We start from the raw sequence: 24877 nt of genomic DNA, 5'->3' as shown, positions 1-24877 counted from the left end.
ATGTAACGCTAGATTATTTAGCGTCTAAAAAGCTTTTCAGTAAATCAGAGCGAGAAGGGTGACGTAATTTACGTAGTGCCTTCGCTTCAATTTGACGAATACGCTCACGTGTTACATCAAACTGCTTACCTACTTCTTCCAACGTGTGGTCGGTATTCATATCAATACCAAAACGCATACGTAGTACTTTCGCTTCACGGGCAGTTAAGCCAGCGAGCACATCGTTAGTTGCGCCACGAAGAGACTCCATTGTTGCCGAATCGATAGGCGAATCAATAGTAGTATCTTCAATGAAGTCGCCTAAGTGCGAATCTTCATCATCACCAATCGGTGTTTCCATTGAAATTGGCTCTTTTGCAATCTTAAGTACCTTACGGATTTTATCCTCAGGCATCATCATGCGTTCAGCTAATTCTTCTGGATTTGGCTCACGACCCATTTCTTGTAACATTTGACGTGAAATACGGTTCAATTTATTGATCGTTTCAATCATATGTACTGGAATACGGATCGTTCTTGCTTGGTCAGCAATAGAGCGAGTAATTGCTTGGCGAATCCACCACGTAGCATAAGTGGAGAACTTATAACCACGACGGTATTCAAACTTATCAACCGCTTTCATCAAACCAATATTACCTTCTTGAATTAAATCCAAGAACTGTAAACCACGGTTGGTGTATTTTTTAGCGATTGAAATTACCAGACGTAAGTTCGCTTCTACCATCTCTTTTTTAGCACGGCGCGCTTTCGCTTCACCAATACTCATGCGACGGTTTATATCTTTAATACGTTCAATGCTTAAGCCAGTGCTTTCTTCCATTGAAGAAAGTTTGCTAATACAACGAAGTATTTCAGGCTTCACTTCTTCAAGTTTAGCTGAATGCTTTTCGTTAGCTGCAATTTCAATATCAAGCCATGCTGTGTCAGTTTCGTTGTTTGCAAAGTGCTTAACAAAGGTTTTCTTTGGAAGCTTTGAAACTTGTACTGCATGCTTCATGATAAGACGTTCTTGAACGCGAACTCGGTCCATCATTTCACGCATGTTATTAACCATGCGGTCAAATTGTTTAGGCACAAGTTTAAAGGTTCTGAACAACTCACCAATTTCTAAAATTGCGGCTTGAGATTCTGGATGAGAGCGACCTTTTTTATCGAATGTTTCACGTGCTTTAGTGTATAAATCACGTAAGTTTTCGAAATGGATGCGCGCTTCTTCAGGATCTGGACCTGTATCTACTTCTTCTTCGTCTTCATCATCGCTGTCATCATCATCGTCGCTGTCATCAAGCTGTTTTTCGCTTAATTCAGAACCAATGTTAGTGGCAGCAATTGGTGGTGCTTCGTCTGCATCAGGATCGAAAAAGCCAGAGATAATGTCGCTAAGGCGCATCTCTTCAGCTTCAAACTTATCCCACTGTTCAAGTAGGTAAGTGATCGCTTCTGGGTATTCAGCAACCGAAATCTGTACTTGGTTAATGCCTTCTTCAATACGTTTAGCGATAACAATTTCGCCTTCACGGGTAAGAAGTTCAACAGTACCCATTTCACGCATGTACATGCGAACAGGGTCTGTTGTACGGCCGATTTCTTTTTCTACAGTAGCAAGGGCTGCAGCGGCAGCTTCCGCTGCGTCTTCGTCTGTCGTGGTTTCTTGCATCATTAATTCATCAGCATCAGGCGCGTTTTCGCTAACCTTGATACCCATGTCATTAATCATGCTAATGATATCTTCTACTTGATCTGAGTCGATAATATCTTGTGGAAGGTGATCATTAACTTCTGCAAAAGTTAAGTAACCTTGCTCTTTACCTTTTTGAATCAGAAGTTTTAATTGTGACTGAGGAGTTGGATCCATAGAGATTGTTTCTTCCACTCTGATAAGTTGATACAACAGGCGCCATCATGGAGTTTGCTCAAAGGCTAACCAGAATAATGTGACGCAGTGAATAGCACAGTATAACAGCCTAAATCAAATCTGACTAGCCGTTAGTCGTTTTTAACGCTGTCATTAGCAAATGACATTCTAGTCGTTCATCGCTATTTAAGCCCTGTGTCTTGTCTTTTATTAATAGGGTCTCTAGTCGATAATTTAAACACTGATCTTCAATAAATTTAAAAGTATTTTGAAAAACAGTCTCTAAACGCTCTTCATCTATTTGATGTTGCCATGTCGCCAACTTAGTTAATGGCTCATAGTCATCAGTGTCTCTAAATGATTCGAGAATTTGTGCAGTGGTAATGCCATCTTTTTGTAACGCTTGATGTTGTAGGCGTAATAACAAGCCGATTCCTGCAATATTCATTTGTGCTAAATCAGGCAAGTAGGGCACGCTTTTTGCCAAATTAGGGTGCTGAACTAAAATGCCTATCGCTTGGCGCATCGGTGTAATTTTAAATTTACGTTCAATTGCCTGCTGCTGTTTTGGTGTTTTTAAGTGATTATTGAGTTGCTCACGGGTGCGACCAATTAATCTGCCAAGTTGCTCCAAGATATTTTCTTGATAAAACTCACTTGGGATTTTTTCAATTAATGGCAGTGCTGCACTGAGTAACTTAGCCTTACCGGAATCGAGCGTTAAATCAATTTCTTTACTGAGTTTATTAAACAGCACTTTAGTGAAGTCATCGGCGTTTTCTAGCCGCTGCTCAAAAGCCTCTTTACCTTCTTGTTGAACGAGTGAATCAGGGTCTTCACCATCAGGTAGAAATACAAAATGCAGTGCTTTGCCATCGTTTAAGTAAGGAAGTGCATTTTCCAGTGCACGCCACGCGGCATCTTTACCTGCACGGTCACCGTCGTAGCAACAAATAACTTTGTCAGTGGTTCTAAATAAGGTATGCATATGCTCGCTGGTTGTCGCTGTGCCGAGTGCGGCAACTGCGTATTCTATGCCTTGTTCAGCCAGCGCAACAACGTCCATATAACCTTCTACTATGAGTACATGATCGAGTTTTTTATGTGCTTGTTTTGCTTCATAAAGGCCGTAAAGTTCAAAGCCTTTGTGGAATATTCGTGTTTCAGGAGAGTTTAAATATTTTGGCCCCTGATCTGCTTGCATTACACGGCCACCAAAAGCAATGACGCGACCGCGTTTATCACGAATAGGAAACATTAAACGATCACGGAAAAAATCGAATTGCTTACCTGGCGTTTTTTCAGATGCGAGCTTTAGCTCAACTAATTGCTCTTTTTGTTCTTGATTACGTCCAAGCTGTTGGCAGAGGCCTTCCCATTCGCTGGGCGCATAGCCCATCATAAACTTTTTAACTGTTGCGCCGCTTAAGCCGCGACCTTTTACATAGTCTATTACTGTTTCAGAATTACTATGATGTTTTAACTGGTGTTGATAAAAACGCGCTGCATGGAGCATTAAATCGTAGTCAGAACGTTTTTGTGCTGCGGTGCGTTCTGGGCCATTACTACTTCCTTGTTCGCGAGGAACATCTAGGTTAAGTAAACTGGCTAGCTCTTCAATTGCATCAACAAACTCAAGTTTGTCATATTCCATAACAAAAGAAATAGCATTGCCGTTAGCGCCACAGCCAAAGCAATGATAAAACTGTTTATCTTGCGATACAGTAAACGAAGGCGATTTTTCATTGTGAAAAGGACAGCAAGCTTGATAGTCTTTGCCTGCTTTTTTCAACCCTACCTTTGAGTCAATCAGATCGACAATATCGGTTCGTGCCAATAAATCATCGATAAAGTTGCGTGGGATCTTTCCAGCCATTGTTTAAAGTACAGCCCTAAGGTAAATATAAAAGTGTTAAAAGCGAATTATAATACGCAGAGATTGGAACACAAATGCATATTTTTTTGAAGTGCTCTAAACGAAGAAACCGAGCTCAAGGCTCGGTTTACTTCAATCATACTTAATGTATGTGGGAGTATTAGGCAGTTAATCGTTGCTTAATTAAACCTGAGATTTTACCCATATCGGCACGACCTTCGGCTTTGCTTTTGATTATACCCATTACTTTACCCATGTCTTGCATACCTGCTGCGTTAGTATCAGCAATAGCCGCGTCAATGAGAGCAATGATTTCTTCTTCACTCAATTGTTGAGGTAAAAAAGCTTCAAGTGCTGTAATCTCATTGGCTTCAATTTCAGCTAAATCATCACGCCCAGCATCTTTGTACTGAGTGTAAGAGTCGCGACGTTGTTTAACAAGCTTCACTATAACGGAGGTAATACCTGCGTCGTCTAGTGTTATTTGCTCGTCAATTTCACGTTGCTTGATTGCAGCAAGTACCATGCGAATAGGATTAAGACGTTGTTTGTCTTTAGCTCTCATCGCATCTTTTTGCGCATCTTTTAGCGTTATTAAAAGGCTCATTTATACAAGACCTAATATATTAGTATAATTTAACGCGACGAGCGTTATCACGAGAAAGTTTTTTCATGTGACGTTTAACAGCAGCTGCTTTTTTACGCTTACGCTCAGCTGTTGGTTTTTCATAGTGCTCGCGACGACGAACTTCTGAAAGGATACCTGCTTTTTCACATGAACGCTTGAAGCGACGAAGTGCTACGTCAAACGGTTCGTTCTCTCTTACTTTAATTACTGGCATTAAAAATTCACCTACCTAAATTATGAGCGTTGCTCAAGTTGATCAAACATTGATCAAGTGGTTCAAAAATGGTGCGGTATTGTAATCCGAAGCAACACCACATGTAAAGGATAATATTAACAGAAACCCGACCGCTAAAACAGTGCTAATTTATATGCCGTTGGTATAGCCTGCAAAAAACTTGCCCAGCTTTTTTCTCTTTTATTAACAACCAGTTATTAGGTGCTTTGAACGAAGTTAACTCGGTTTCTACTTCAACATATATTAGTGCGTCAGGGTCGAGCCATTGATTATTTTCTAATAAATCACAGCATGATTGGGCTAAATTTTTGCGAAATGGCGGGTCAATAAAAACTAAATTAAATGTGTCATTGGTGTTTTTGCTTTCAAGAAAGGTCAGGGTATTAGTATTGAGTACCTGTGCATTTTGCGCATTAAGGGTGGCAACATTTTGCGTTAGCTGTTTTGCTGCTAACGGATCAAGCTCTAAAAATGTGGTGTTTTTAGCAAAGCGAGATAGCGCTTCGAACCCTAAACCTCCGGAACCGGCAAAGCAATCGAGAGTACGCGCATCGCGGGTATCGTGCATTAACCAATTAAATACTGTTTCTTTTATTCTGTCGGTTGTAGGGCGCAAGCCTTGAACGTCTTTTACTGGCAGTTTTCGACCGCGAAATTGGCCGCTAATGATTCTAATAACGCCATCGACTGATTTATGGGTGGTGTTATTTGGTGTGATTTTTTTTCTCATTTAACTCACTAAAAATTGGTATCTATGATCTAGCTCAGATAATATTGCAATCATATCACGGCGTGTCATTTTTCAACTGCGCTAAAAGTGTTACTATTATGCACCCTCGAGGATAACGTGTTGCTAAAAAGCAATTATTTAGGCTTAAAAGCACGCTATCATTATCGTTAGTTTATCAGATTTTTATAAGTGGTTATTAGCAAGTATGGCAAAAAAAAGTAAATTCATGTCGTGGCTCGGTTTTGGCAAGTCAGATAAAAAACAAGCAGAAGCTGATAAACAACAAGCATTGGCAAACGAGCAGGCAGAAAAAGCCGAACAGGAGCGCTTAGCAGCAGAGAAAGCCGAGGCAGAGCGTTTGCAAGCTGAAGCCGAACGTTTAGAACAAGCCCGAATTGCAGCTGAACAAGCTGAAGCAGAACGTTTAGCGCAAGAGCAAGCTGAAAAAGCCGAACAACAAATAGCTGCCGAAAAAGCAGAGACAGAGCGTTTAGAGCAAGAAAAACAGGCGCAAGCACAACGCGCTGCGGCAGCAGAAAAACAAGCGATTGAACAAGCTAACGCTGAGCTATTGGCTAAACAACAGGCAGATGCCGAGCAGCAAAGACAAGAGCAAGCTCAACGTTTAGCTGAGCAAGAAGCGCAAATGTTGTTAGAGCAAGAGCGTATAGCAGCTGAAAAAGCAGAAGCTGAACGTTTAGAACAAGAAAAACAGGCGCAAGCACAACGCGCGGCGGAGGCAGAAAAACGAGCGATTGAACAAGCTAACGCTGAGCTATTAGCTAAACAACAGGCGGATGCAGAGCAGCAAAGACAAGAGCAAGCTAAACGTTTAGCTGAACAAGAAGCGAAAATGTTGTTAGAGCAAGAGCGTATCGCGGCTGAACAAGCTGAGCATGAGCGTTTAGAGCAACAGCGTATTGCAGCAGAGCAAGCTGAAAATGAGCGCTTAGAACAACAGCGTATTGCAGCAGAGCAAGCTGAGAATGAGCGCTTAGAACAACAGCGTATTGCAGCAGAGCAAGCTGAGCAAGCTGAGCATGAGCGCTTAGAACAACAACGCATAGCAGCAGAGCAAGCTGAGAATGAGCGCTTAGAACATCAGCGTATTGCAGCAGAGCAAGCTGAGAATGAGCGCTTAGAGCAACAGCGTATTGTAGCAGAGCAAGCTGAAAATGAGCGTTTAGAACAACAGCGTATTGCAGCAGAGCAAGCTGAGCATGAGCGTTTAGAGCAACAGCGCATTGCAGCAGAGCAAGCAGAGAATGAACGTTTAGAGCAAGAACGTATTGCAGCTGAAGAAGAGGCTGAGCGTCTAGAGCAACAGCGACTGACCACAGAGCTTGCAGAGGAAGAAGCAAAAAAAGCGGAAAAACCTAAAAAAGAAGGCTTTTTCTCTCGACTTAAAAAAGGCTTACTTAAAACTCGAGTTAATATTGGCTCTGGTTTTTCGTCAATTTTTAGCGGTAAAAAAATTGACGACGAGTTATTTGAAGAGCTAGAGACTCAGTTACTTACTGCTGATCTCGGTGTTGATACCACCATGAAGCTCATTGATAATTTAACTGATGCAGCCGATCGCAAGCAACTTAAAGATGGTGATGCGCTTTATGAGCTTATGAAACAAGAAATGGCAACTATGCTAAAAACAGCAGAGCAGCCTTTAGAAATACCAGCAGATAAAAAACCTTTTGTTATTTTAATGGTAGGGGTAAACGGCGTAGGTAAAACCACCACCATTGGTAAAATGGCCAAGCAATTCCAAAATCAAGGTAAGTCGGTCATGCTTGCTGCCGGTGATACTTTTAGAGCTGCAGCGGTAGAGCAGCTTCAAGTATGGGGTGAACGCAACAGCATTCCGGTAATAGCTCAACATACAGGTGCTGATAGTGCATCGGTAGTATTTGATGCTTTTCAAGCTGCAAAAGCACGTAATGTCGATGTGTTAATTGCTGATACAGCAGGGCGCTTGCAAAATAAAGATAACTTAATGCAAGAGCTTGAAAAAATAGCCCGTGTAATGAAAAAAGTAGACCCTGATGCACCTCATGAAGTGATGCTGACTATTGATGCTGGTACAGGCCAAAATGCAATTAGCCAAGTAAACCTATTTAATCAATGTGTAGGTTTAACCGGTATCACATTATCAAAGCTTGATGGTACTGCTAAAGGTGGGGTTATTTTTGCCGTTGCCGATAAGTTTAATATTCCTATTCGTTACATTGGCGTAGGTGAAAGTATTGATGATTTACGTACCTTCAAGAGCGATGACTTTATTGACGCGCTATTTAGTCAAGATGAGGACGACGCTTAATTTACCAAAAGGGAGCCTGCTCCCTTTTTAATTGCGAGGAATACCATTTTATTTAGAGCCTAAGGCTAACAATAAATTGGCAATAATAAAAAATGATAAATTTTCAGCAAGTAAGTAAAACCTATGCCGGTGGACACCGCGCGCTTGAAAAAGTGAACTTTCATATAAAGCCTGGCGAATTGGCCTTTCTAACTGGCCACAGTGGGGCTGGTAAAAGTACACTATTAAAGCTTATTAGCTTAATGGAACGTCCTTCTGCAGGAAACGTGTTTATTAATGGCGTGGATTTAAATAAATTAAATTCCCGTCAAATTCCGTATGCACGTCGCGACATTGGTATTATTTTTCAAAATCATCGATTATTAGAGCGATACACGGTATTTGATAACGTTGCTTTGCCCTTAATTATTGAAGGGACTCACCACAAGCAAATTGCCAAACGTGTGCATGGAGCGCTTGATAAAGTGGGCTTGTTAGATAAAGTGCGCTGTCACCCTTCTACACTTTCTGGTGGTGAACAACAACGAGTAGGGATTGCACGAGCCATCGTCAATTCGCCACCTATATTGCTAGCCGATGAACCTACCGGTAACTTAGACCCTGAATTATCAATGGAAATATTACGCCTGTTTGAAGACTTTAATAAACATGGCACCACGGTTTTAATTGCCACTCATGATTTGGGCTTAGTGTCACGGATGAAGTACCGCAGTTTAACGCTTCATGATGGACGAATGAGCCAAGATCCACTGGCTGAGGGGGTATTATGAGTTTACTGTTCAAAAGCCGTCAAAATAGTAATGATAAACAAAAAAAGTCAGTATTCTCTGGCGGTTACTTTTTTATTATTAATATTTTTCGCCAAGGTGTGTACAGCCTAGGAGAAATGTGGCGCACGCCATTGGCTTCAATGATGACCATTGCAGTACTCGGTTTGAGTTTAACGTTGCCTGCAACACTATATTTAGTGGTAAAAAATGTGCAGCAAGTGAGTAGTGGTTTTGAGCAAGCCAGCGAAATATCCTTATTTGTAAAAGAAAATATGAGCGAGCAAGAAACGCAAACCTTAGTTAAACGCTTAGCGCTATATCCCGAAATACAAACTGTGACTTTTATTTCTCGCACTGAGGCTTTGGATGAGTTCAAAGAAATGTCTGGCTTTGGTCAGGCTTTAGAATATTTAGATACCAACCCGTTACCGAATGTAGTTTTAGTCACACCAACACAACGACATAGCCAACCTAATGCAGCTAAGCAATTGCTTAAAAAACTTGAAGCCGAACGCGAAGTTGACTTTGGTAAGCTTGATATTGCTTGGCTTGAGCGCCTAAATGCATTACTAAGTTTGCTAAAAGAGAGTGTAATTACTATTGCGCTATTATTACTTACCTCAGTGACGCTTATTATAGGCAATACAATTCGTTTATCTATTATGGATAAAAAAGAAGAAATACAGGTAATGAAGCTAGTAGGGGCAACCAATACCTTTATACACGCTCCCTTTTTATGGACTGGCATTTGGTATGGCGTGATTGGCGGATTGTTTGCCTTTATTTGTGTAGCATTAATGATGTGGTGGCTATCTGCTGCAGTAAGCAGTGTTGCAGGGGTGTATCAAACCAGTTTTACGCTAATAGGGCTTAGTCTTAATGAGTTTGGCGCGTTGGTATTACTTGCTACTAGTTTAGGTTTTATAGGTTCTTACTTATCGGTTAATCGTTACATCTCAGAAATAGAACCTGATAAGGTTTAGGGCTCTAATATAATTCTTAAAACTGTCATGTTTTAAGTTTAAAATAATAAAAAAGCCAAAGCAAAAAGGTTATTTTTGTTTTGGCTAAATCAATTCATAGGTTATTCAGTCGCCTAGCGTAGACTGACTTAACACTAAAAAAACCACTTGATTTATGATTCAAAAAAGTTTTAAATTCAAGTTAGCACTCTTACTAAAAGAGTGCTAAGATGGTTTCAAATGTTTATCACCGAGGTGAAAAATGAGTAAAGATTTATACGCAATGGCACTTACAGTTGGGCAACAAAGCGCAAGTATGGACGGCTACCTTCAAGCTGTTAGTACTATTCCTATGCTTAAAGTTGAGCAAGAGCAGGAACTTGCAAAAAGACTTCAGGAAGAAGGCGATCTTAGTGCTGCAAAGCAACTCATTATGTCGCATTTGCGCTTTGTAGCGCACATAGCTAAAAGCTACTCGGGTTACGGTTTACCTCAAGCTGATTTAATTCAAGAAGGTAACATCGGACTGATGAAAGCAGTAAAACGTTTTGACCCATCAGTGGGTGTACGTTTGGTTTCATTTGCCGTTCATTGGATTAAAGCCGAAATTCATGAGTTTGTGCTTAAAAACTGGCGTATCGTTAAAGTAGCGACGACCAAAGCACAACGTAAATTGTTTTTTAACTTACGTAAAAATAAAAAGCGTTTAGGTTGGTTTAACCAAGCTGAAGTGAGCACAGTAGCTAGCGAGCTAGGTGTGAGTGAAAAAGAAGTACGTGAAATGGAATCGCGTATGAGCGGCCAAGACATGGGCTTTGATTTAACTGGCGACGATAATGATGACGCGCCAACTAGTACTTACTCACCGGTACAGTACTTAACCGATGGTTCTGCTGATTTAGCTGACGACATTGAACAGCAACAATGGCAAGAACAGTCACATACGCGTTTATTTAGCGCTTTGAAAACTCTCGATGAGCGTTCTCAAGATATTGTTAGTGCTCGTTGGCTGTCAGACGATAAAGCAACACTGCAAGAGCTGGCTGAAAAATACAGCGTATCAGCAGAGCGTGTTCGCCAGCTGGAAAAAACAGCAATGAAAAAATTACAAAGCGCGATGAGTTAATCGCACTAAAAACTGATTAAGCCCTGCATGAAAATGCGGGGCTTTTTTTTAACTAAAAAAGCTAACTAAAAAGGTTAATAGAAAGTATCGTTTTTCTTGTTCTGCTTACCTCTAGTCACATCTATGTATCTTTTAATTAAATATACGCTATTTAAAATTAATGAATAAGTTTGGTTTTAATTTAAATACATGATTTTAGTTTGTTTTTAATTTGGGTATATGAAAATATTCGCGCACCTGAGCGACTTATCGCTCAAATCGTAGCCTAAATTAAGTCATTTAATTGCTGGTTTGTTGCCTTTCAATTTCATTTAACGCGAGTATTTACACTCAATATGAACTCATATTCACTAAAGAAAAAAATCTTGCTATCGGTCGTTCTTGCCCTAGCCGTTATTATTGTACTGCTGTCGTGGAATAGCTATACCTCTCAAAAAGCGTTACTGCTAAAAAGCAGTATTGATAACGTAAGCCAATCTGGTAAGCAACAAGCTACGAGTATTGAAGATTGGCTAGCTAGTCGTCAGCAGATAATTAAATCGGTTGCGAATAAGGTTGAGGGCAACACGCTCAGCGCACTTCAGCAAGCAGCATTTTCAGGTGGCTTTCAGTTAACTTACTTTGGAGATAGTAGCGGAAAAATGACTGACTCTGATCCCAGTATTGATCGCACCGGCTACGATCCGCGCACTCGTCCATGGTATAAACAAGCACTGCTTCAAAGTAGCACCGTAATTACCAAACCTTATTTAGATACCGCGTATAATCTGTTGGTTGTTTCTATTGCTAAAACCACGCAAGGCGGTGTGGTTGCGGGGGATTTATCGATAGAGGCCTTGGTCGATAGCGTCAATACAATGTCTTTGCCTGCAGATGGGTACGCCATTATGATGCATAAAGATGGCACTGTGATTGCCTACAAAGACGCTAGAAAAGTAATGGCAGATATTACGCGTATTGACTCGAAAATAAATCATCAATTAATTTTATCTAACAGTCAAAACGGTGAATTTACTCCTGTTTACTTTGAGAGTGAAGGCCGAGAGAAGCTAGTTTGGGGTGAAAACATTAACAATACAGATTGGCAGTTGTTGTTTGTATTGGATAAACAAACTTTAGAGGCTCCGCTTATTAGTTTATTGCTGACCCAATTAGTGCTGGTTGCAGTAGCACTTTTACTGAGTGTGTTGGCTATTTCATGGTTATTGGGTGTATTGCTCGCCCCTTTGAGCCGAGTGTCGCAAGCTTTATCAACAATTGCAGATGGTAACGGTGATTTAACCCAGCGTATAACTGTTGATACGCAAGATGAAGTTGGGGTTCTGGCTGATAGTTTTAATCGTTTTGTTAGCAGCCAACATGAACTGATCAGTCATATTCGTCAATTAGCTACTGACTTAGACTTTGATGCAGAGAAAAGCTTGATCACCAACCAAAGCAGTGTCAGTGAGTTGCAGCGTCAGCAACAAGAAGTGGCTATGGTTGCTACCGCGGTCACAGAAATGGCGAGTGCAACCCATGAAATTGCCGCTAATGCAGAAAACACCGCAACCGCATCGCAACAATCGGCACAAAGTAGCCGTGAAGGTAAGCTGTTAGTTGATAAAACCAGAAACACGATTAATTCACTCGCGGGCGAAATAGACCAAACTACCACAGTTATTGGTGAATTAAGTTTGCATGCTCAGGCTATATCGAGCATTTTAACTACCATTCAAGAAATTGCTGAGCAAACAAATCTCTTAGCACTTAATGCTGCAATAGAGGCTGCCCGTGCGGGAGAGCAGGGGCGTGGTTTTGCAGTGGTTGCCGATGAGGTGCGCGTGTTATCAAGAAGAACACAAAACTCTACAGCCGAAATTTATACCACTATAGAAACCTTACAAAACACCACTAAAAAAGCAGTGAGCTTGATGGACAGCAGTAAGGGCTATGCCAACAATAGTGTGGATGATGTAAATGCTGCCGCACACGCGCTAGAAGAAATTACTTTGGCGGTAAATGAGATTTCTGATATGGCGGGTCAAATAGCGGTTGCAGCAGAAGAGCAAACGCAAGTGACCAATGAAATTACTAGAAATACGGTTGCTATTAAAGATGTAACCGATGAAATAACTACCTCAGCTACCGCGCATTTAAGCCAAGCCGAAGTATTAAAAGACAGAGCTACAAATCTAAATGCCAAGGTAGCGACATTTGTTTTATAAATACCATACTTATAATTGAGTTAAGTTAACTGTTGGAGTAAGGCGTTCGCTTACTCCATCAGTTTAATGAAATGGCTTGTTGTTGGGCTATTTGTACATACTTACGTTCTACCAGCTGTGATACTGGTACCAGTTCAAATCCCTGCTCGATTAATTGCGGCAAAGCTTGGCGTAAAAAATCGATAGTTTCGGGGTAGGGGTGTGCTATTGCAATGGCAAACTGATATTTAGTTGCTTTTGACTTTAGCTCTTCTAGCCTAAATTGTAGCTGCTCAGGGGTAGTTATATTATCTAAAAATACATGCCGACCAATATTTTCTACCCCCAAAAAGTTAGCTGCATTTTGCGCCTGGCTTAATTCGGTTGTTCGGCTATCGAGAAAATACAACTGACGCTTTTTAAGTACTTCCATGGTCCACTTCATTGCTTGGCTTTGCTGAGTGAGTGCAGAACCCATATGATTATTAACCCCTTTAACTTGTGGCAAACTCGCCAGTGCATTACCGAGTGTTTGTTGAAGTTGTGCTTTATCCATATTTAAAGTAAGTGCCCCAGGGCCTAGCTTTTTACCATTTAAAGCTTGCATAGGCACATGCAACAGGAGCTCTTTATTTGACTGACTAGCAAGGGTTGCAAATATTTGAGAGTAGGGGGTATGAGGCAAAATTGAATAAGACAATTGCCCAGGTAAACTTAGGAATTCTAGGTCACGTTGATGATAACCTATGTCATCGATCACTATGGCTATTTGTTTGGCTTTAACACCATAGGGTGTAGCAAATAGGATTAAAAAAAGCCCAGCTAACACCATTAAATTTATAATTTTCACGTTTTATAATTTTTATTGTCTTTAAATAGTTTACCGTTTTTATTGCATGCTAAGTAGCTGTTTTGCTTTTACTAACTGGATATCGGCTAATTCTTCAGCGTTAAAAACGGTGTTTTGTTCTGATTGTTCATTTTTTATTATAACGGCTTTATTTGTTTGTGGAAGTGTTGTTTGATTAATCGCCACATTTGGAGTTACGCCAATCCCTTCAATAGACTCTCCCAGTGGTGTAAAGTAACGTGCGGTGGTTAGTTTTAAGGCGGTATCGCCGTCGCCTAATGGAATAAGTGATTGCACTGTTCCTTTACCAAACGACTGACTCCCTACTATTTTTGCACGTAGATTTTCTTTTAACGCTGCAGCCAGTATTTCTGCTGCTGAGGCTGAATTTTCATTAATCAGGACAACAATCGGAGCACCTTTCAAAATATCGCCGCGTTTAGCGTAAAAAGATTGATTCGAATCATAAAAGCGCCCTTTGGTCGTTACAATTAAGCCATCTTGGAGAAACAGGTCTGCTACCGCAACTGCACTCTTTAAAGTGCCTCCTGGGTTATCTCGTAAATCAATAATTAGGCCTTTTAATGAATGGCCATAATGGTTTTGCATGGCGGCTATTTGCAAGGCAACTTCATGCAAAGTGTGATTAGAAAAGTTATTAATAGCGATATAACCGCTACCTGAGTCAAGTAGTTGCTTAGTTACACTCGTTAGCTTAATTTGTTTTCTACTTAGATTAAATATTAGCGGTGTTTGAGTGTTATTACGGGTAATACTTAGCTGTACTTTACCGTTAGCGCTGTCTTTGATGTATTGTGCAACTAAATCAATCGGACTGTTTTCTACATAGTGCTGATTAACGGCAGTAATTATATCGCCTGAGCGAAGTCCTGCTTGTTTGGCTGGTGAATTATTAATTACTTTAACAATCGTGGTGCGTTGCTCGATGCTTTTTACTTCTATACCTAGGCCGGTATAGCGACCATTCGTGTTATTAAATAATGCATTTAGCTCATTTTTATCTAAATACTTAGAGTAGGCGTCGAGCTTAGAGTATAAGCGTTCAAATTGAGACGAGTTGTATTCAATATACTCACTGTTTTGCAGTGCTAAATCATCAACGTAGTAGGTGTGAATATTAAACAGTATTTCATTTATTTTTTGGCTTTCTAAGTCTTTAACCGAGCTTGCATAGGCTGTATTTATAAAGCCAAAAAGCACTAATAAAACAAATAAGATAAAACAAAAGCAGGGTGCACGCTTTTTCACAGAGGTTTTTTGTTGGCAAATGTGTGTGTTTATCATAACTGCCTCTAACAGGATGCAGCTATTTTGATATTAAATACGCCTGCACCATTTTATGGGATTAACAGCACGCCCTTTATGACGTATTTCAAAGTATAGACCAGAATCGGCTTGTCCACCGCTTTGCCCAACTAATGCAACACTTTCACCTTCTCTGACCATATCACCCACGTCTTTTAGCAAGGTTTGTGCGTGTCCGTATAAGCTCATAAAACCTTGACCATGGTCAAGTACGATTACCCAGCCATAGCCTTTTAACCAGTCGGCAAATACTACTTGGCCATTATCAATGCTATTAACTGAAGTCCCTTCAGATGCAGAAATTAATACACCTTTCCAGTTTATTCCGCCGTGCTTACGTTGACCAAACCTATGCGCTAATTTTCCTTTGCTCGGCCAGTTTAATTTTCCTTTATTACGATTTAAGCCAAGTAGTTCAATTTTTGTAACTTTTTCTTCTTCTTCAAGTTCTTTGATAGTGGCGATCAGAGTTTGTTCGTTTTCTTCTAAATAGCTAATGGAATTTTTGGTTTTATTTAACTGCTTTTTTAGGTTTTGTAAGCTTGCTTGGCGCTCATTTTTAGCCCCAAGAAGTGCTGCTTGTCGTCTTTTTTGTTCTTCAAATAAAGCAACGAGCCTCTCTTTTGTTTTCGCAAGCTCAGCTTGATTTTTTGCAATCTCAACTTGCAGTGCTTTAAGATCATCAAGTTGCTTTATACGAGCTTTATTCAGGTAGTTATAGTAGCTAAGTGTGCGTTCAAATTTGGCGGTATCTTCTTGGTTAAGTAGCATTTTTGAATAGTCATCGCTACCTGCCATATAAGCACTTTTTAACTGTGCTGCTAAAATACGTTGAAATTGGGCTTGTTGTTTTTCAAGCTTTGCCGCGCGTTGTTGTTGCTCTGCTTGCTGTTGTTGTGTTTTTTTAACGGATTGCTCAGCCATATTAAGTGCTTTAGCGTTTTTCGCTATAGCGAGCTCATGTGTTTTTAGTTTTTGCTGCTGTTTAGCTATTTCTTTTTGCTGTTGTTGAAACTCAGCTTGGCTTTGCTCTAAAGCAACTTGTACTTGGGATAGGTCTTTTTTGGTACGATCTTCATTAGCCACTGCAACGCCAGTGGCTAATGAGTTTAGTACACATATACACGCAATGATGCGGCATGCGCTTTTATTCATAAATTATTTCAACACCATAATTGGCGAACCTGTCATTTCTGCAGGTTGTTCCAAACCCATTAAATGCAGCATAGTAGGTGCAACATCGCTCAAGGCTTTACCGGTATGCGCTTGTGCGTCACGACCTACATAAATAAAGGGTACTGGCTCGCTAGTATGTGCTGTGTGCGCTTGGCCTGTTTTAAGGTTTGCCATTTGCTCTGCATTACCATGATCAGCAGTTATTAGTGCTTCTCCACCATATTCTTTAAGGGCATCAACTACACGACCAATGCAGCTATCTACTGCTTCACAGGCTTTAACTGCCGCTTCAAATACACCTGAGTGGCCGACCATATCGCCATTAGGGTAGTTACAAATAATGGCATCATACTTTCCACTTTTTATTGCTGCAACGAGTTTATCGGTAAGCATTTTTGAGTTCATTTCTGGCTGTAAATCATACGTTGCTACTTGAGGAGATGGGATAAGCTCGCGAGTTTCGCCGTCAAACTCATTTTCGCGTCCGCCACTAAAGAAAAAGGTAACGTGGGCATATTTTTCAGTTTCTGATATACGTAGCTGAGTTTTACCTTGTTTCTCAAACCATTCGCCAAGTACGTTATTAAGCGGCGTCGGGCCAAAAGCTACTGGTGCATCAATATCAGCAGCGTATTCAGTCATCATCACAAAGGCACTAAGCTCGGGCGATTTTTTCTTATTAAAGCCGTCAAAATCAGGTTCGACAAAGGCGCGAGTGATTTCGCGTGCGCGGTCAGCTCTAAAGTTGGCAAATATAATGGTGTCGCCATCATTTACTTTTACTGATTCGCTACCTTTTGGGGTAATAGTACTTGCTGCTACAAATTCGTCATTTTCATCGCGCTCATAAGCCGCGTTAAGTGCGTTTACGCCATCTTCATAATCAAAGTCGCCTTCACCTAGGGTGATTAAATTATACGCTTTTTCAACACGGTTCCAGCGGTTGTCTCTGTCCATGGCATAGTAACGACCAATTAATGAGGCTAAACGGCCACATTTAAGTTCGCTAAACAAGGCTTCAATACGCTCAATTGATGCTTTAGCACTGCGTGGGGGAGTATCTCTGCCATCTAAAAAGGCATGAAAGTACACCTCTTTAGCGCCGCGTTTTGCAGCCAATTGTATACTCGCCACAATATGATCTTCGTGACTATGAACGCCACCAGGGCTTAGCAGTCCCATAATATGAACGGCTTTGTTGGCATGAACAGCTTTATCAATGTTTTCAACCAGTGCAGGGGTTGTATCAAATTCGCCATCATCAATGGCTTTTGTGATGCGAGTAAAATCTTGATACACAATACGACCAGCACCTAAATTAACGTGGCCAACCTCAGAATTACCCATTTGACCACCAGGAAGACCCACATCTAAACCCGATGCTGAGATTAATGTATGAGGGCGAGTTGCCCAAAGCTCATCTAATACAGGGGTATTAGCAGCTAAAATGGCATTGCTTTGCTCATCTTCTCTGTATCCCCAGCCATCTAAAATCATTAATACCAGTGGTTTTTTATGCTCTGTCATAGTCACTCCTGAATAATTAGCGTTGCTAAAATACACGCTAACATTAATGCCAACATGCCAAGCTTAAGCATACCGTGTTTTATAGCTAGGATCAGCAATGAAAAGAAGATATTAAAAATTTTCAATGAGCTCACTCTCTCAATTGAATATTTTAAAGGGTTAGGTTATTTTTCAGTTAAAAGAGCACTACATTGTGGCTTTCACGCGTGCTTAAACTCGCATTTTTAGCTGATTTGGGTATACTTGCGCGGCTAATCCCTATTTTATTCAAGTATTGAATAGGCTTGTGGGGTAAGTTAAGCCTATGTGTAGGTAAAACTCAGAGTAGCCTAGCAGTGCTCTAAATTGACTTATTGATGAGTGACTGCTCATTGTGTAAGTACAATAAATATGAATTAAATATCTAAAACACTTTGTTTTAGCATGTAACTTTATAGTGGAAGTCGAATGGATCAATATATTGAATTTGTCTCAAATCATCCAATTCTAAGCCTAGCTTGGGTTGCGATTGCGTTTCTTATTGTTAGTGGCGCAATAAAAAGTAAATTTTCAGCAATTCGTCAGATCAATCCTCAGCAGTTAACGTTACTTATTAACCGCGAAGACGGTCAGGTTGTTGATATGCGCGGGCAAAAAGAGTTTAAAACAGGTCATATTGCCGGTGCTGTGCACTTAAACCCAGAAAAAGCTAAAGAATCTGATTTCTCAACCCTTGAAAAGTATAAGAGCAAACCCATTATAGTGGTATGTGCTGCAGGCATGACTGCCTCAGGTGTTGCAACCGCAATGCATAAAGCAGGCTATGAACAGGTTTATGTTTTATCTGGCGGTATGGGTGCGTGGCAATCAGCAAGTCTGCCAACAACAAGCGGTCGCTAATATCTCTTAGCTAAACCGATTAAGGATTAATTATGAGTAACGTTGTTTTATACACCAAAGGATATTGTCCTTTTTGTCATCGCGCATTAGCGCTGTTAGACAGCAAAGGTGTAGAATACACAAACATTGATATTGGCGTTCAGCCAGAGCTTCGCGATGAAATGATCGCCAAAGCCGGTGGCGCAAGCACGGTTCCACAAATTTTTATCAACGATGAACACATCGGTGGCTGTGACGACATGATGGCACTAGAAGCACAAGGTCACCTTGACGCTAAGCTGAGTGCTTAATTTAATTAATTATAATAAATAACAGGTTAGGAATAACAATGAACGAACAAAATCAAAATGCAGCAGCAGAAGCTGATGCAGGCGCACAGTTTACTATTCAACGTATTTACACTAAAGATGTGTCGTTTGAAACGCCAAATTCACCAGCTATTTTTCAAAAAGAGTGGGCTCCAGAAGTAAAATTAGATTTAGATACACGCTCTAATAAGCTTGATGAAGGTGTATACGAAGTTGTTTTAGCGTTAACTGTAACAGCATCTATTGGTGAAGAAACTGCGTTTTTGTGTGAAATTCAACAAGCAGGTATTTTTACTATTGCTGAAGTTGAAGAGATGCAATTAGCACATATGCTAGGTGCATTCTGTCCTAACGTGTTATTCCCATATGCACGTGAAGCGGTATCGAACTTAGTAAACCGTGGTACGTTTCCACAACTTAATCTTGCGCCAGTTAACTTTGACGCATTATTTGCACAGTACATGCAGCAACGCACAGCGCAAGCTGAGCAGGCTTCAGCAGACGCATAATTTATGAATACAGCAACATCAGCTGTTACTGTTTTAGGGGCGGGGTCATATGGCACCGCCCTTGCTATTTGTTTAGCCCGAAATGGTCACAAAGTGACTTTATGGGGGCGCAATAGCCAAGACGTTGCGACGCTTGCAGCTGAGCGAAAAAATCAACGTTACTTACCTGATATTCCTTTTCCTGACACCTTAACTCTTGAAGCCGATTTACAGCATGCAACAGCAGCTAGCGATATTGTTTTAGTTGTTGTGCCAAGTCATGCGTTTGCTGACACGTTAAAGCAAATTAAACCGGCTTTGCGCTCTGATGCAAAAATAGCGTGGGCTACTAAAGGGCTTGAGCCAGATACTGGGCGTTTATTGCAAGAAGTGGCAGTGCAAGAACTCGGTGAAGAAGTACCATTAGCAGTGCTTTCGGGGCCAACTTTTGCCAAAGAAATGGCTAAGGGCTCACCAACCGCTATTTCGGTGTCATCAACGTCATCAGCATTTGCGAAACAAATTGCCGATTTATTACATTGCGGTCGCTCGTTTAGAGTGTACAACAATGACGACTTTATTGGCATACAGCTTGGTGGTGCGGTTAAAAACGTAATTGCTATTGGTGCAGGGATCTCTGATGGTGTTGGCTTTGGTGCAAATGCACGTACCGCGCTTATTACCCGTGGTTTAGCAGAGTTATCGCGTTTGGGTTGTGCCCTAGGTGCAAAGCCAGAGACCTTTATGGGGATGGCTGGGTTAGGCGATTTAATTCTAACCTGTACCGATAATCAGTCGCGCAATCGCCGTTTTGGTTTAGCCTTAGGTCAAGGTGAAAGTGTTGATGATGCGATTGCATCAATCGGCCAAGTAGTTGAGGGATTTAGAAATACCAAAGAAGTGTATTTACTCGCGCAGCGTGCTGGTGTTGAAATGCCAATCACTGAGCAAATATACAAAGTACTTTATGAAAATAAAGACATGAAAGCAGCTGCTATGGCCTTATTAGGTCGTGAACAGAAATCAGAATAAAACGAACTGCTAGGTTTTAGGTGACAGGTATTTTGTTTACCTAAAACCTAAAACCTAAAACCTAAAACCTAAAACCTAAAACCTAAAACCTAAAACCTAAAACCTTATTGGGCGTTTGGAAAACCAAGCTGGCGCCAAGATTCATACACAAACACAGCGACCGCATTAGATAGATTCATACTGCGGCTATCGGCTTGCATAGGAATACGCACGCGTTGCTCGTTTGGCAGTGCTTGAATCATGTCATCAGGTAAGCCTCGTGTTTCTGGGCCGAATACTAAGCAATCACCCGCTTCATACTGTGCTTGGTGATGAAACTGACTACCTTTAGTGGTGCACGCATACACTTTTTTAGGCTGGCACTTTTCTAAGTAAGCTTCAAATGAAGCATGACGTTGCACATGACTAAATTCGTGATAATCAAGGCCAGCGCGTTTTACACGTTTGTCATCCCACTCAAACCCTAACGGTTCAATTAAATGCAGTGCATAGCCTGTATTGGCACATAAACGAATGATATTCCCGGTGTTAGGCGGAATTTCAGGTTGGTATAAAACAATATCCAGCACAATAAGCCCTATAAAATCTTTAATTTGACGGGCTCAGTATACACGAACAATGAATAAAAAATGATATACTGAAAACATTAAATACAGCATAAAACGGAAAGATACGTGCATAATCGCAGTTATGAATTTTGGGTCAAGGCCTCTAGCATCGTGACCATGGTCATGGTGAGCCTAATGATTGCGACCAAAGCATGGGCGTGGCTGGCGTCGGGTTCGGCGTCAATGCTTGGCTCATTAACCGACTCATTAATGGATATCACAGCGACACTAATGAGCTTTTTGGTTTTATCGTATGCACTGCGTCCTGCTGACGATGACCACCGATTTGGTCACGGTAAAGCGGAGGCGCTTGCAGGGCTGGGACAAGCAGCTTTTATTGCAGGCTCGGGTTGTTTATTGGCGTTTCACGGTATTGAGCGACTCATTAACCCCGTAGAGCTGACACATTCATTATTAGGTGTTTGGGTCAGTATTTTTGCCATAGTGTGTACATTAGTGATTGTATTTGTGCAAAATAAAGTCGTGAAGCATACAGAGTCAATCGCTATAAAAGCCGATTCTGTGCACTACAAAGGCGATTTAATTTTAAACGCTGCGGTGCTACTTGCTATTTTGCTGGCCTATTATGGGGTACTGTATGCTGACCCTTTGTTTGCGATAGGTGTGGCAGGGTATTTACTTTATAACAGCTGGGATATAGCAACAGAGAGTGCCTCACACTTAATGGATAAAGAGCTGCCCGATGAAGAAAAGCAAAGCATTTTTGAAATAGCGCGTAACCATAATGACGTTTATGGGGTGCACGGTATTCGCACTCGACAAGGCGGTAAAGTTAAGTTTATTCAGCTGCATTTAGAGCTTGATGACAATTTACCACTTATTCGTGCTCATAAAGTAGCAGATGAAGTAGAAGCCATGATAAGTGCTCGTTTTGAATCTGAGGTAGATATACTCATCCACCTCGATCCGCTTTCTGTTTTAGTGAATTCTAAAACTGCTCAAGAAGTAACAGACTCACAAAACTGATAAAAATTAGCTAATAGCGGCTTTCGAATTTCGTCACGTTCAAAAAGTAGCTCGTGTTTTGCATCTTCAAAACTCTCGATTGTTGCATGAGCATGCCTTTTTGCAAAACTATACTGCGCTTTGTTATTAACCACTGTATCGCTAGCTGCACTTGCTATAAACAATGGAATTGGTACGTTTAGATTATCAATCGACTTTAAGAATGATATCGTAGCTGCGAGCCAGCCAAACGTAACGCCACCTAATTGTATGTTAGGTTCTAATTGATAGGCTTGCCTAAAGTAGGTGTAACGCTCCTCGCTGCTAGTAAGTACATTTTCTGTAAATGGGATTGGGTTGTAGTTGCCTTGTCCAAATGCATAGCAAGAGTGTAAACCAAGCCAAGTGGCTAAGTTAACAATAAATTGCGTTGGTATTTTTGGTACGTCTTTTGTAAAAATATCAAACATAGGCGCAGACAAAAACACACCTTTATAGCTGTTTTCAAAATTAGCTAAATAATCAACTGCTATCGCGCTACCCATTGAATGAGCCAGCATGACTTTTTTACCTTGCCAATGCTTTGAAACTATTTGCTGATCAAAGTTATTAAGGTCATTGCTGTAGTTATTATAATGTTTTACAAAGCCTTTATGCTTATTTTTAAGATGTCTGTAAGAGCGCCCCTGACCTTGGTGATCCATAATAAACACAGCAAAATTATTACAGTATAGCTCCCATATCAGTTCTTTATACTTTTCTAGGCCCTCAACACGCCCCGTACTTATCACCACTGCAGTGGTAGCATTGTTAGGGATTGCGTATGCGTAAAATAACTTTCCTGCAGGTGTATCTAAGTAGCTTTTAGTTAAATGTGAAGTATAAAAAACACTAATGGCCTCTTGATTATTCTCAAGCTGGGCTTCTGAACTATAAAACATGCTTTACTCTTTGATTAACGGCAAGGTTATATTAGCACACAAGCCACCTTGTTCTTTATTCGATAAGACTAAATTTCCGCCATGCGCTATTACCGCATTTTTTGCAATGGCTAACCCTAACCCCGTACCCCCGCTGATACGGTCCCGGGCATCTGATTGCCTAAAAAACGGTTCACACAACTTATCAAGTTGCGCTTTAGGTACGCCTAGACCATCATCACATATTTGTATGTATATGGTATCACTGTGTTTTAAGCTGATACTAATAGTATGTTGTGCATATTTAATGGCGTTGCGCAGAATGTTCTCTAAGGCACTGGCAATCAACATTTCGTCGCACTCTATATTTACTTCAACATTACCGTGTACAACTAGGGCTTTATTGTGCTGTTTTGCTTCAAACTGAGCATCGTTAATCACATGGTCAACAATCACTTGCAGCGACTGTGTTTGCAGCGATAAAGGTTGGCTATTAGCTTCTAAGCGCGATACCTGCAATACATCGGCTATCATTTTATCTAGTTGATTAGCTTCTTTTTCAATACGCAATAAATACGATTGGCTTGCTTCACTTGCCTGCATTTGTGCCAACCCCGTAGCCATTTTTAAACGGGTTAGCGGAGAGCGTAATTCATGGGATATATCGGCTAATAAACGCTTTTGAGCGCTGAGTAGCTGCTCAAGTTGATCAGCCATACGGTTAAAGTCGCGTCCTAAAACTCCAAGTTCATCTTTTCGCTGACTATTTATCGCCGCACGCGCACTTAAATCACCGTTTGAAAGCTTGATTGCTGCTTGTTTTAAGCTATTTATAGGGGCAATTAAGTTACGACTAAATAAGAAACTTAATGTAAGTGAGGCGATAATTGCAATGGAAATTTTTAACCAAACGGGTAATAATCTTAAGCGAATAAAGAGTGGTCGCTGCTGATTGATATCGATTTCATATAACTCAAATTCCCCTTCAGGAACCCGAATGCGTACAGGACCAAAAGCTTGGTAATATTCAGTAAAAATAACCTGTGGCGACATGCCCTTACTAAAGTTAAGTAAGCTTAAATCAATATTGTTCTCAACATTTTTACTGATCAACACTTCATCGCTATTTTGCGAATTTAAATAAAGTAACTTACGTTTAGTTAAACGCGGATGAGTAATAATATCATTAATAGAGCGCTTGTGTTTATGTGCGCTACGCTCAATACCTCGTGCCAAATATTCTAGGTTTTTTTGCATCGGCCCTTGTAGTGGATCATGGCTAATAGCGTTTATTAGTGAAATATTACTTAAGAAAAAGAGCGCTGTAAAAGTGCCTATAATCGTCAGCCAAAACCACGTAAAGACCTTAAAAAATAAATAATACCGTGGGTGGCGAAGCCAACTAAAACGCAGAGGTTTATTCTCCTTGGATGAAGACATAACCCGTCCCCCTCATTGTTTTAATTTTATCGCCCTCAATATGCTCGGCTATTTTTTTACGAATATTACTCACATGCATATCTATAGAACGGTCGAAAGATGCTAAGCGTCTGCCTAATACATCTTCGCTTATTTGCTCTTTGCTAATTACATCAGGCGCGTGTTTTATCAATAAAGCGAGTATTTCGTATTCGGTGCCCGTTAGTGTGAGGGGGCTGTTATTAATACTGGCCTCTCGCGCAGCAAAATTAATAGTAATACCATTTAAAGAGAGCTTTTTATTAGTGTTATTGCTTACACTATTTATATGTTCAATGCGGCGAGTAATTGCTTTTACGCGGGCAAGGAGTTCTCTGTGATTAAACGGCTTTGGTATGTAGTCGTCAGCGCCGAGCTCTAAACCAAAAATACGGTCAAAGTCTTCTCCTTTAGCGGTCAACATAATCACTGGTGTTAATTTACTTTGCCTGAGTTGCTTCAGCACTTCAAAGCCATCTATAGAGGGCAGCATAACGTCTAGTAATATAAGCGCGTAATCGTTTTGCAAGGCAAGCTCTAAGCCTTGTTGACCATCATGTGAGGTTTGAACGCTAAAGCCCTGTGCACTTAGGTATTCGCTTAATAATTCGCATAAACCGGTATCATCATCAATCATTAATAGTTTCATATATAAAG

At 40.7% G+C, this 24877-nt stretch carries 23 protein-coding genes; 10 read left to right on the top strand and 13 right to left on the bottom strand.

The features are described from left to right. Window positions 1-13: 13 nt before the first annotated feature. The 5 genes from rpoD to rsmD all read right to left on the bottom strand — a co-directional run bounded on the left by rpoD (window position 14) and on the right by rsmD (window position 5324). Window positions 14-1855, bottom strand: coding sequence for an RNA polymerase sigma factor RpoD (rpoD, locus tag ACNSN3_RS12875; RefSeq protein ID WP_010391796.1), 1842 nt, complete (start codon window positions 1853-1855; stop codon window positions 14-16). Window positions 1856-1979: 124 nt separating this feature from the next. Further along, entirely contained in the window at window positions 1980-3731 is a 1752-nt protein-coding gene (gene dnaG, locus ACNSN3_RS12870; RefSeq protein WP_109874083.1) for a DNA primase, read from the bottom strand. A 160-nt stretch (window positions 3732-3891) separates the two neighbouring features. Continuing rightward, window positions 3892-4338 carry a GatB/YqeY domain-containing protein gene (locus ACNSN3_RS12865; protein ID WP_008114877.1) on the bottom strand — a complete coding sequence of 149 codons (447 nt, stop codon included), beginning with the start codon at window positions 4336-4338 and terminating at the stop codon, window positions 3892-3894. Between the two features lie 19 nt (window positions 4339-4357). Further along, window positions 4358-4573, bottom strand: coding sequence for a 30S ribosomal protein S21 (gene rpsU, locus ACNSN3_RS12860; protein ID WP_002957797.1), 216 nt, complete (start codon window positions 4571-4573; stop codon window positions 4358-4360). 145 nt (window positions 4574-4718) lie between these two features. Continuing rightward, window positions 4719-5324 (bottom strand): 16S rRNA (guanine(966)-N(2))-methyltransferase RsmD, encoded by a 606-nt coding sequence (gene rsmD / locus ACNSN3_RS12855; protein WP_024601716.1) that lies wholly within the window; start codon window positions 5322-5324, stop codon window positions 4719-4721. Between the two features lie 205 nt (window positions 5325-5529). On the opposite strand from rsmD, the gene ftsY reads away from it, so the two are divergent. The 5 genes from ftsY to ACNSN3_RS12830 all read left to right on the top strand — a co-directional run bounded on the left by ftsY (window position 5530) and on the right by ACNSN3_RS12830 (window position 12703). Continuing rightward, window positions 5530-7638, top strand: a complete 2109-nt coding sequence (gene ftsY, locus ACNSN3_RS12850) for a signal recognition particle-docking protein FtsY (protein ID WP_418607632.1) — start codon at window positions 5530-5532, stop codon at window positions 7636-7638. Window positions 7639-7730: 92 nt separating this feature from the next. After that, on the top strand, window positions 7731-8408 hold the full coding sequence (gene ftsE / locus ACNSN3_RS12845; protein ID WP_008114891.1) for a cell division ATP-binding protein FtsE: 678 nt from the start codon (window positions 7731-7733) through the stop codon (window positions 8406-8408). Further along, the gene (gene ftsX / locus ACNSN3_RS12840) at window positions 8405-9391 is read left to right on the top strand and encodes a permease-like cell division protein FtsX (protein ID WP_008114892.1); all 987 of its coding nucleotides are present in this window, start codon (window positions 8405-8407) and stop codon (window positions 9389-9391) included. Before ftsE ends, ftsX begins: the two co-directional genes overlap by 4 nt. Window positions 9392-9632: 241 nt before the next feature. Then, window positions 9633-10496, top strand: a complete 864-nt coding sequence (rpoH, locus tag ACNSN3_RS12835) for an RNA polymerase sigma factor RpoH (RefSeq protein ID WP_008114893.1) — start codon at window positions 9633-9635, stop codon at window positions 10494-10496. Between the two features lie 335 nt (window positions 10497-10831). Then, window positions 10832-12703 (top strand): methyl-accepting chemotaxis protein, encoded by a 1872-nt coding sequence (locus ACNSN3_RS12830; protein WP_418607631.1) that lies wholly within the window; start codon window positions 10832-10834, stop codon window positions 12701-12703. A gap of 58 nt (window positions 12704-12761) precedes the next feature. On the opposite strand, the gene ACNSN3_RS12825 is transcribed toward ACNSN3_RS12830, so the two are convergent. Genes ACNSN3_RS12825 through gpmM form a run of 4 tightly spaced genes read right to left on the bottom strand, consistent with a single transcriptional unit; the run spans window position 12762 to window position 17561 of the window. Then, the gene (locus ACNSN3_RS12825) at window positions 12762-13514 is read right to left on the bottom strand and encodes a divergent polysaccharide deacetylase family protein (RefSeq protein ID WP_041709615.1); all 753 of its coding nucleotides are present in this window, start codon (window positions 13512-13514) and stop codon (window positions 12762-12764) included. Window positions 13515-13571: 57 nt separating this feature from the next. Continuing rightward, window positions 13572-14837, bottom strand: a complete 1266-nt coding sequence (locus tag ACNSN3_RS12820) for a S41 family peptidase (protein ID WP_418607629.1) — start codon at window positions 14835-14837, stop codon at window positions 13572-13574. Between the two features lie 33 nt (window positions 14838-14870). Further along, on the bottom strand, window positions 14871-16013 hold the full coding sequence (locus tag ACNSN3_RS12815) for a murein hydrolase activator EnvC family protein (protein ID WP_010391825.1): 1143 nt from the start codon (window positions 16011-16013) through the stop codon (window positions 14871-14873). Between the two features lie 3 nt (window positions 16014-16016). Continuing rightward, entirely contained in the window at window positions 16017-17561 is a 1545-nt protein-coding gene (gene gpmM, locus ACNSN3_RS12810) for a 2,3-bisphosphoglycerate-independent phosphoglycerate mutase (protein ID WP_418607627.1), read from the bottom strand. 447 nt (window positions 17562-18008) lie between these two features. Here gpmM and ACNSN3_RS12805 point away from each other — a divergent pair, with 447 nt between their 5' ends. From ACNSN3_RS12805 to gpsA, 4 genes are read left to right on the top strand one after another with little or no spacing between them, the layout of a single operon-like run. Further along, window positions 18009-18440 carry a rhodanese-like domain-containing protein gene (locus ACNSN3_RS12805; RefSeq protein ID WP_010391832.1) on the top strand — a complete coding sequence of 144 codons (432 nt, stop codon included), beginning with the start codon at window positions 18009-18011 and terminating at the stop codon, window positions 18438-18440. A 32-nt stretch (window positions 18441-18472) separates the two neighbouring features. Further along, complete coding sequence (gene grxC, locus ACNSN3_RS12800; protein ID WP_010391834.1) at window positions 18473-18730, top strand: glutaredoxin 3; 258 nt, start codon at window positions 18473-18475, stop codon at window positions 18728-18730. Window positions 18731-18768: 38 nt separating this feature from the next. Next, complete coding sequence (gene secB / locus ACNSN3_RS12795) at window positions 18769-19257, top strand: protein-export chaperone SecB (RefSeq protein ID WP_010391837.1); 489 nt, start codon at window positions 18769-18771, stop codon at window positions 19255-19257. Window positions 19258-19260: 3 nt separating this feature from the next. Then, window positions 19261-20268, top strand: coding sequence for an NAD(P)H-dependent glycerol-3-phosphate dehydrogenase (gene gpsA / locus ACNSN3_RS12790; RefSeq protein ID WP_055012423.1), 1008 nt, complete (start codon window positions 19261-19263; stop codon window positions 20266-20268). A gap of 104 nt (window positions 20269-20372) precedes the next feature. Here gpsA and trmL read toward each other — a convergent pair whose 3' ends face one another. After that, window positions 20373-20837, bottom strand: coding sequence for a tRNA (uridine(34)/cytosine(34)/5-carboxymethylaminomethyluridine(34)-2'-O)-methyltransferase TrmL (trmL, locus tag ACNSN3_RS12785; protein WP_010391841.1), 465 nt, complete (start codon window positions 20835-20837; stop codon window positions 20373-20375). Window positions 20838-20993: 156 nt separating this feature from the next. Between trmL and ACNSN3_RS12780 the strand changes: the two genes are divergently transcribed. Further along, the gene (locus ACNSN3_RS12780; protein ID WP_082360146.1) at window positions 20994-21863 is read left to right on the top strand and encodes a cation diffusion facilitator family transporter; all 870 of its coding nucleotides are present in this window, start codon (window positions 20994-20996) and stop codon (window positions 21861-21863) included. Here ACNSN3_RS12780 and ACNSN3_RS12775 read toward each other — a convergent pair. From ACNSN3_RS12775 to ACNSN3_RS12765, 3 genes are read right to left on the bottom strand one after another with little or no spacing between them, the layout of a single operon-like run. Next, a complete protein-coding gene (locus tag ACNSN3_RS12775; protein WP_418607624.1) occupies window positions 21836-22783 on the bottom strand; it encodes an alpha/beta fold hydrolase in 948 nt (315 codons plus the stop codon). The two genes, ACNSN3_RS12780 and ACNSN3_RS12775, sit on opposite strands and share 28 nt — an antisense overlap. 3 nt (window positions 22784-22786) lie before the next feature. Beyond that, the gene (locus tag ACNSN3_RS12770; protein ID WP_418607622.1) at window positions 22787-24202 is read right to left on the bottom strand and encodes an ATP-binding protein; all 1416 of its coding nucleotides are present in this window, start codon (window positions 24200-24202) and stop codon (window positions 22787-22789) included. Then, a complete protein-coding gene (locus ACNSN3_RS12765; protein WP_075169871.1) occupies window positions 24180-24869 on the bottom strand; it encodes a response regulator in 690 nt (229 codons plus the stop codon). The genes ACNSN3_RS12770 and ACNSN3_RS12765 overlap by 23 nt, the downstream gene beginning before the upstream one ends. Window positions 24870-24877: the final 8 nt, after the last annotated feature.

Origin of the sequence: Pseudoalteromonas sp. US3C1004, assembly GCF_048401065.1 — a bacterium.
Classification (GTDB): Bacteria; Pseudomonadota; Gammaproteobacteria; order Enterobacterales; family Alteromonadaceae; genus Pseudoalteromonas; species Pseudoalteromonas undina.
Note: the sequence above shows the minus strand (reverse complement) of the source record. Positions and strands in the feature narration are given on the sequence as shown.

What these genes read in the sequence shown, in the direction of transcription:
- rpoD (WP_010391796.1), bottom strand. Translation starts at nt 1,855, where the DNA reads ATGGATCCAACTCCTCAGTCACAATTAAAACTTCTGATTCAAAAAGGT.
- dnaG (WP_109874083.1), bottom strand. Translation starts at nt 3,731, where the DNA reads ATGGCTGGAAAGATCCCACGCAACTTTATCGATGATTTATTGGCACGA.
- ACNSN3_RS12865 (WP_008114877.1), bottom strand. Translation starts at nt 4,338, where the DNA reads ATGAGCCTTTTAATAACGCTAAAAGATGCGCAAAAAGATGCGATGAGA.
- rpsU (WP_002957797.1), bottom strand. Translation starts at nt 4,573, where the DNA reads ATGCCAGTAATTAAAGTAAGAGAGAACGAACCGTTTGACGTAGCACTT.
- rsmD (WP_024601716.1), bottom strand. Translation starts at nt 5,324, where the DNA reads ATGAGAAAAAAAATCACACCAAATAACACCACCCATAAATCAGTCGAT.
- ftsY (WP_418607632.1), top strand. Translation starts at nt 5,530, where the DNA reads ATGGCAAAAAAAAGTAAATTCATGTCGTGGCTCGGTTTTGGCAAGTCA.
- ftsE (WP_008114891.1), top strand. Translation starts at nt 7,731, where the DNA reads ATGATAAATTTTCAGCAAGTAAGTAAAACCTATGCCGGTGGACACCGC.
- ftsX (WP_008114892.1), top strand. Translation starts at nt 8,405, where the DNA reads ATGAGTTTACTGTTCAAAAGCCGTCAAAATAGTAATGATAAACAAAAA.
- rpoH (WP_008114893.1), top strand. Translation starts at nt 9,633, where the DNA reads ATGAGTAAAGATTTATACGCAATGGCACTTACAGTTGGGCAACAAAGC.
- ACNSN3_RS12830 (WP_418607631.1), top strand. Translation starts at nt 10,832, where the DNA reads ATGAACTCATATTCACTAAAGAAAAAAATCTTGCTATCGGTCGTTCTT.
- ACNSN3_RS12825 (WP_041709615.1), bottom strand. Translation starts at nt 13,514, where the DNA reads ATGGTGTTAGCTGGGCTTTTTTTAATCCTATTTGCTACACCCTATGGT.
- ACNSN3_RS12820 (WP_418607629.1), bottom strand. Translation starts at nt 14,837, where the DNA reads ATGATAAACACACACATTTGCCAACAAAAAACCTCTGTGAAAAAGCGT.
- ACNSN3_RS12815 (WP_010391825.1), bottom strand. Translation starts at nt 16,013, where the DNA reads ATGAATAAAAGCGCATGCCGCATCATTGCGTGTATATGTGTACTAAAC.
- gpmM (WP_418607627.1), bottom strand. Translation starts at nt 17,561, where the DNA reads ATGACAGAGCATAAAAAACCACTGGTATTAATGATTTTAGATGGCTGG.
- ACNSN3_RS12805 (WP_010391832.1), top strand. Translation starts at nt 18,009, where the DNA reads ATGGATCAATATATTGAATTTGTCTCAAATCATCCAATTCTAAGCCTA.
- grxC (WP_010391834.1), top strand. Translation starts at nt 18,473, where the DNA reads ATGAGTAACGTTGTTTTATACACCAAAGGATATTGTCCTTTTTGTCAT.
- secB (WP_010391837.1), top strand. Translation starts at nt 18,769, where the DNA reads ATGAACGAACAAAATCAAAATGCAGCAGCAGAAGCTGATGCAGGCGCA.
- gpsA (WP_055012423.1), top strand. Translation starts at nt 19,261, where the DNA reads ATGAATACAGCAACATCAGCTGTTACTGTTTTAGGGGCGGGGTCATAT.
- ACNSN3_RS12780 (WP_082360146.1), top strand. Translation starts at nt 20,994, where the DNA reads ATGGTCATGGTGAGCCTAATGATTGCGACCAAAGCATGGGCGTGGCTG.
- ACNSN3_RS12775 (WP_418607624.1), bottom strand. Translation starts at nt 22,783, where the DNA reads ATGTTTTATAGTTCAGAAGCCCAGCTTGAGAATAATCAAGAGGCCATT.
- ACNSN3_RS12770 (WP_418607622.1), bottom strand. Translation starts at nt 24,202, where the DNA reads ATGTCTTCATCCAAGGAGAATAAACCTCTGCGTTTTAGTTGGCTTCGC.
- ACNSN3_RS12765 (WP_075169871.1), bottom strand. Translation starts at nt 24,869, where the DNA reads ATGAAACTATTAATGATTGATGATGATACCGGTTTATGCGAATTATTA.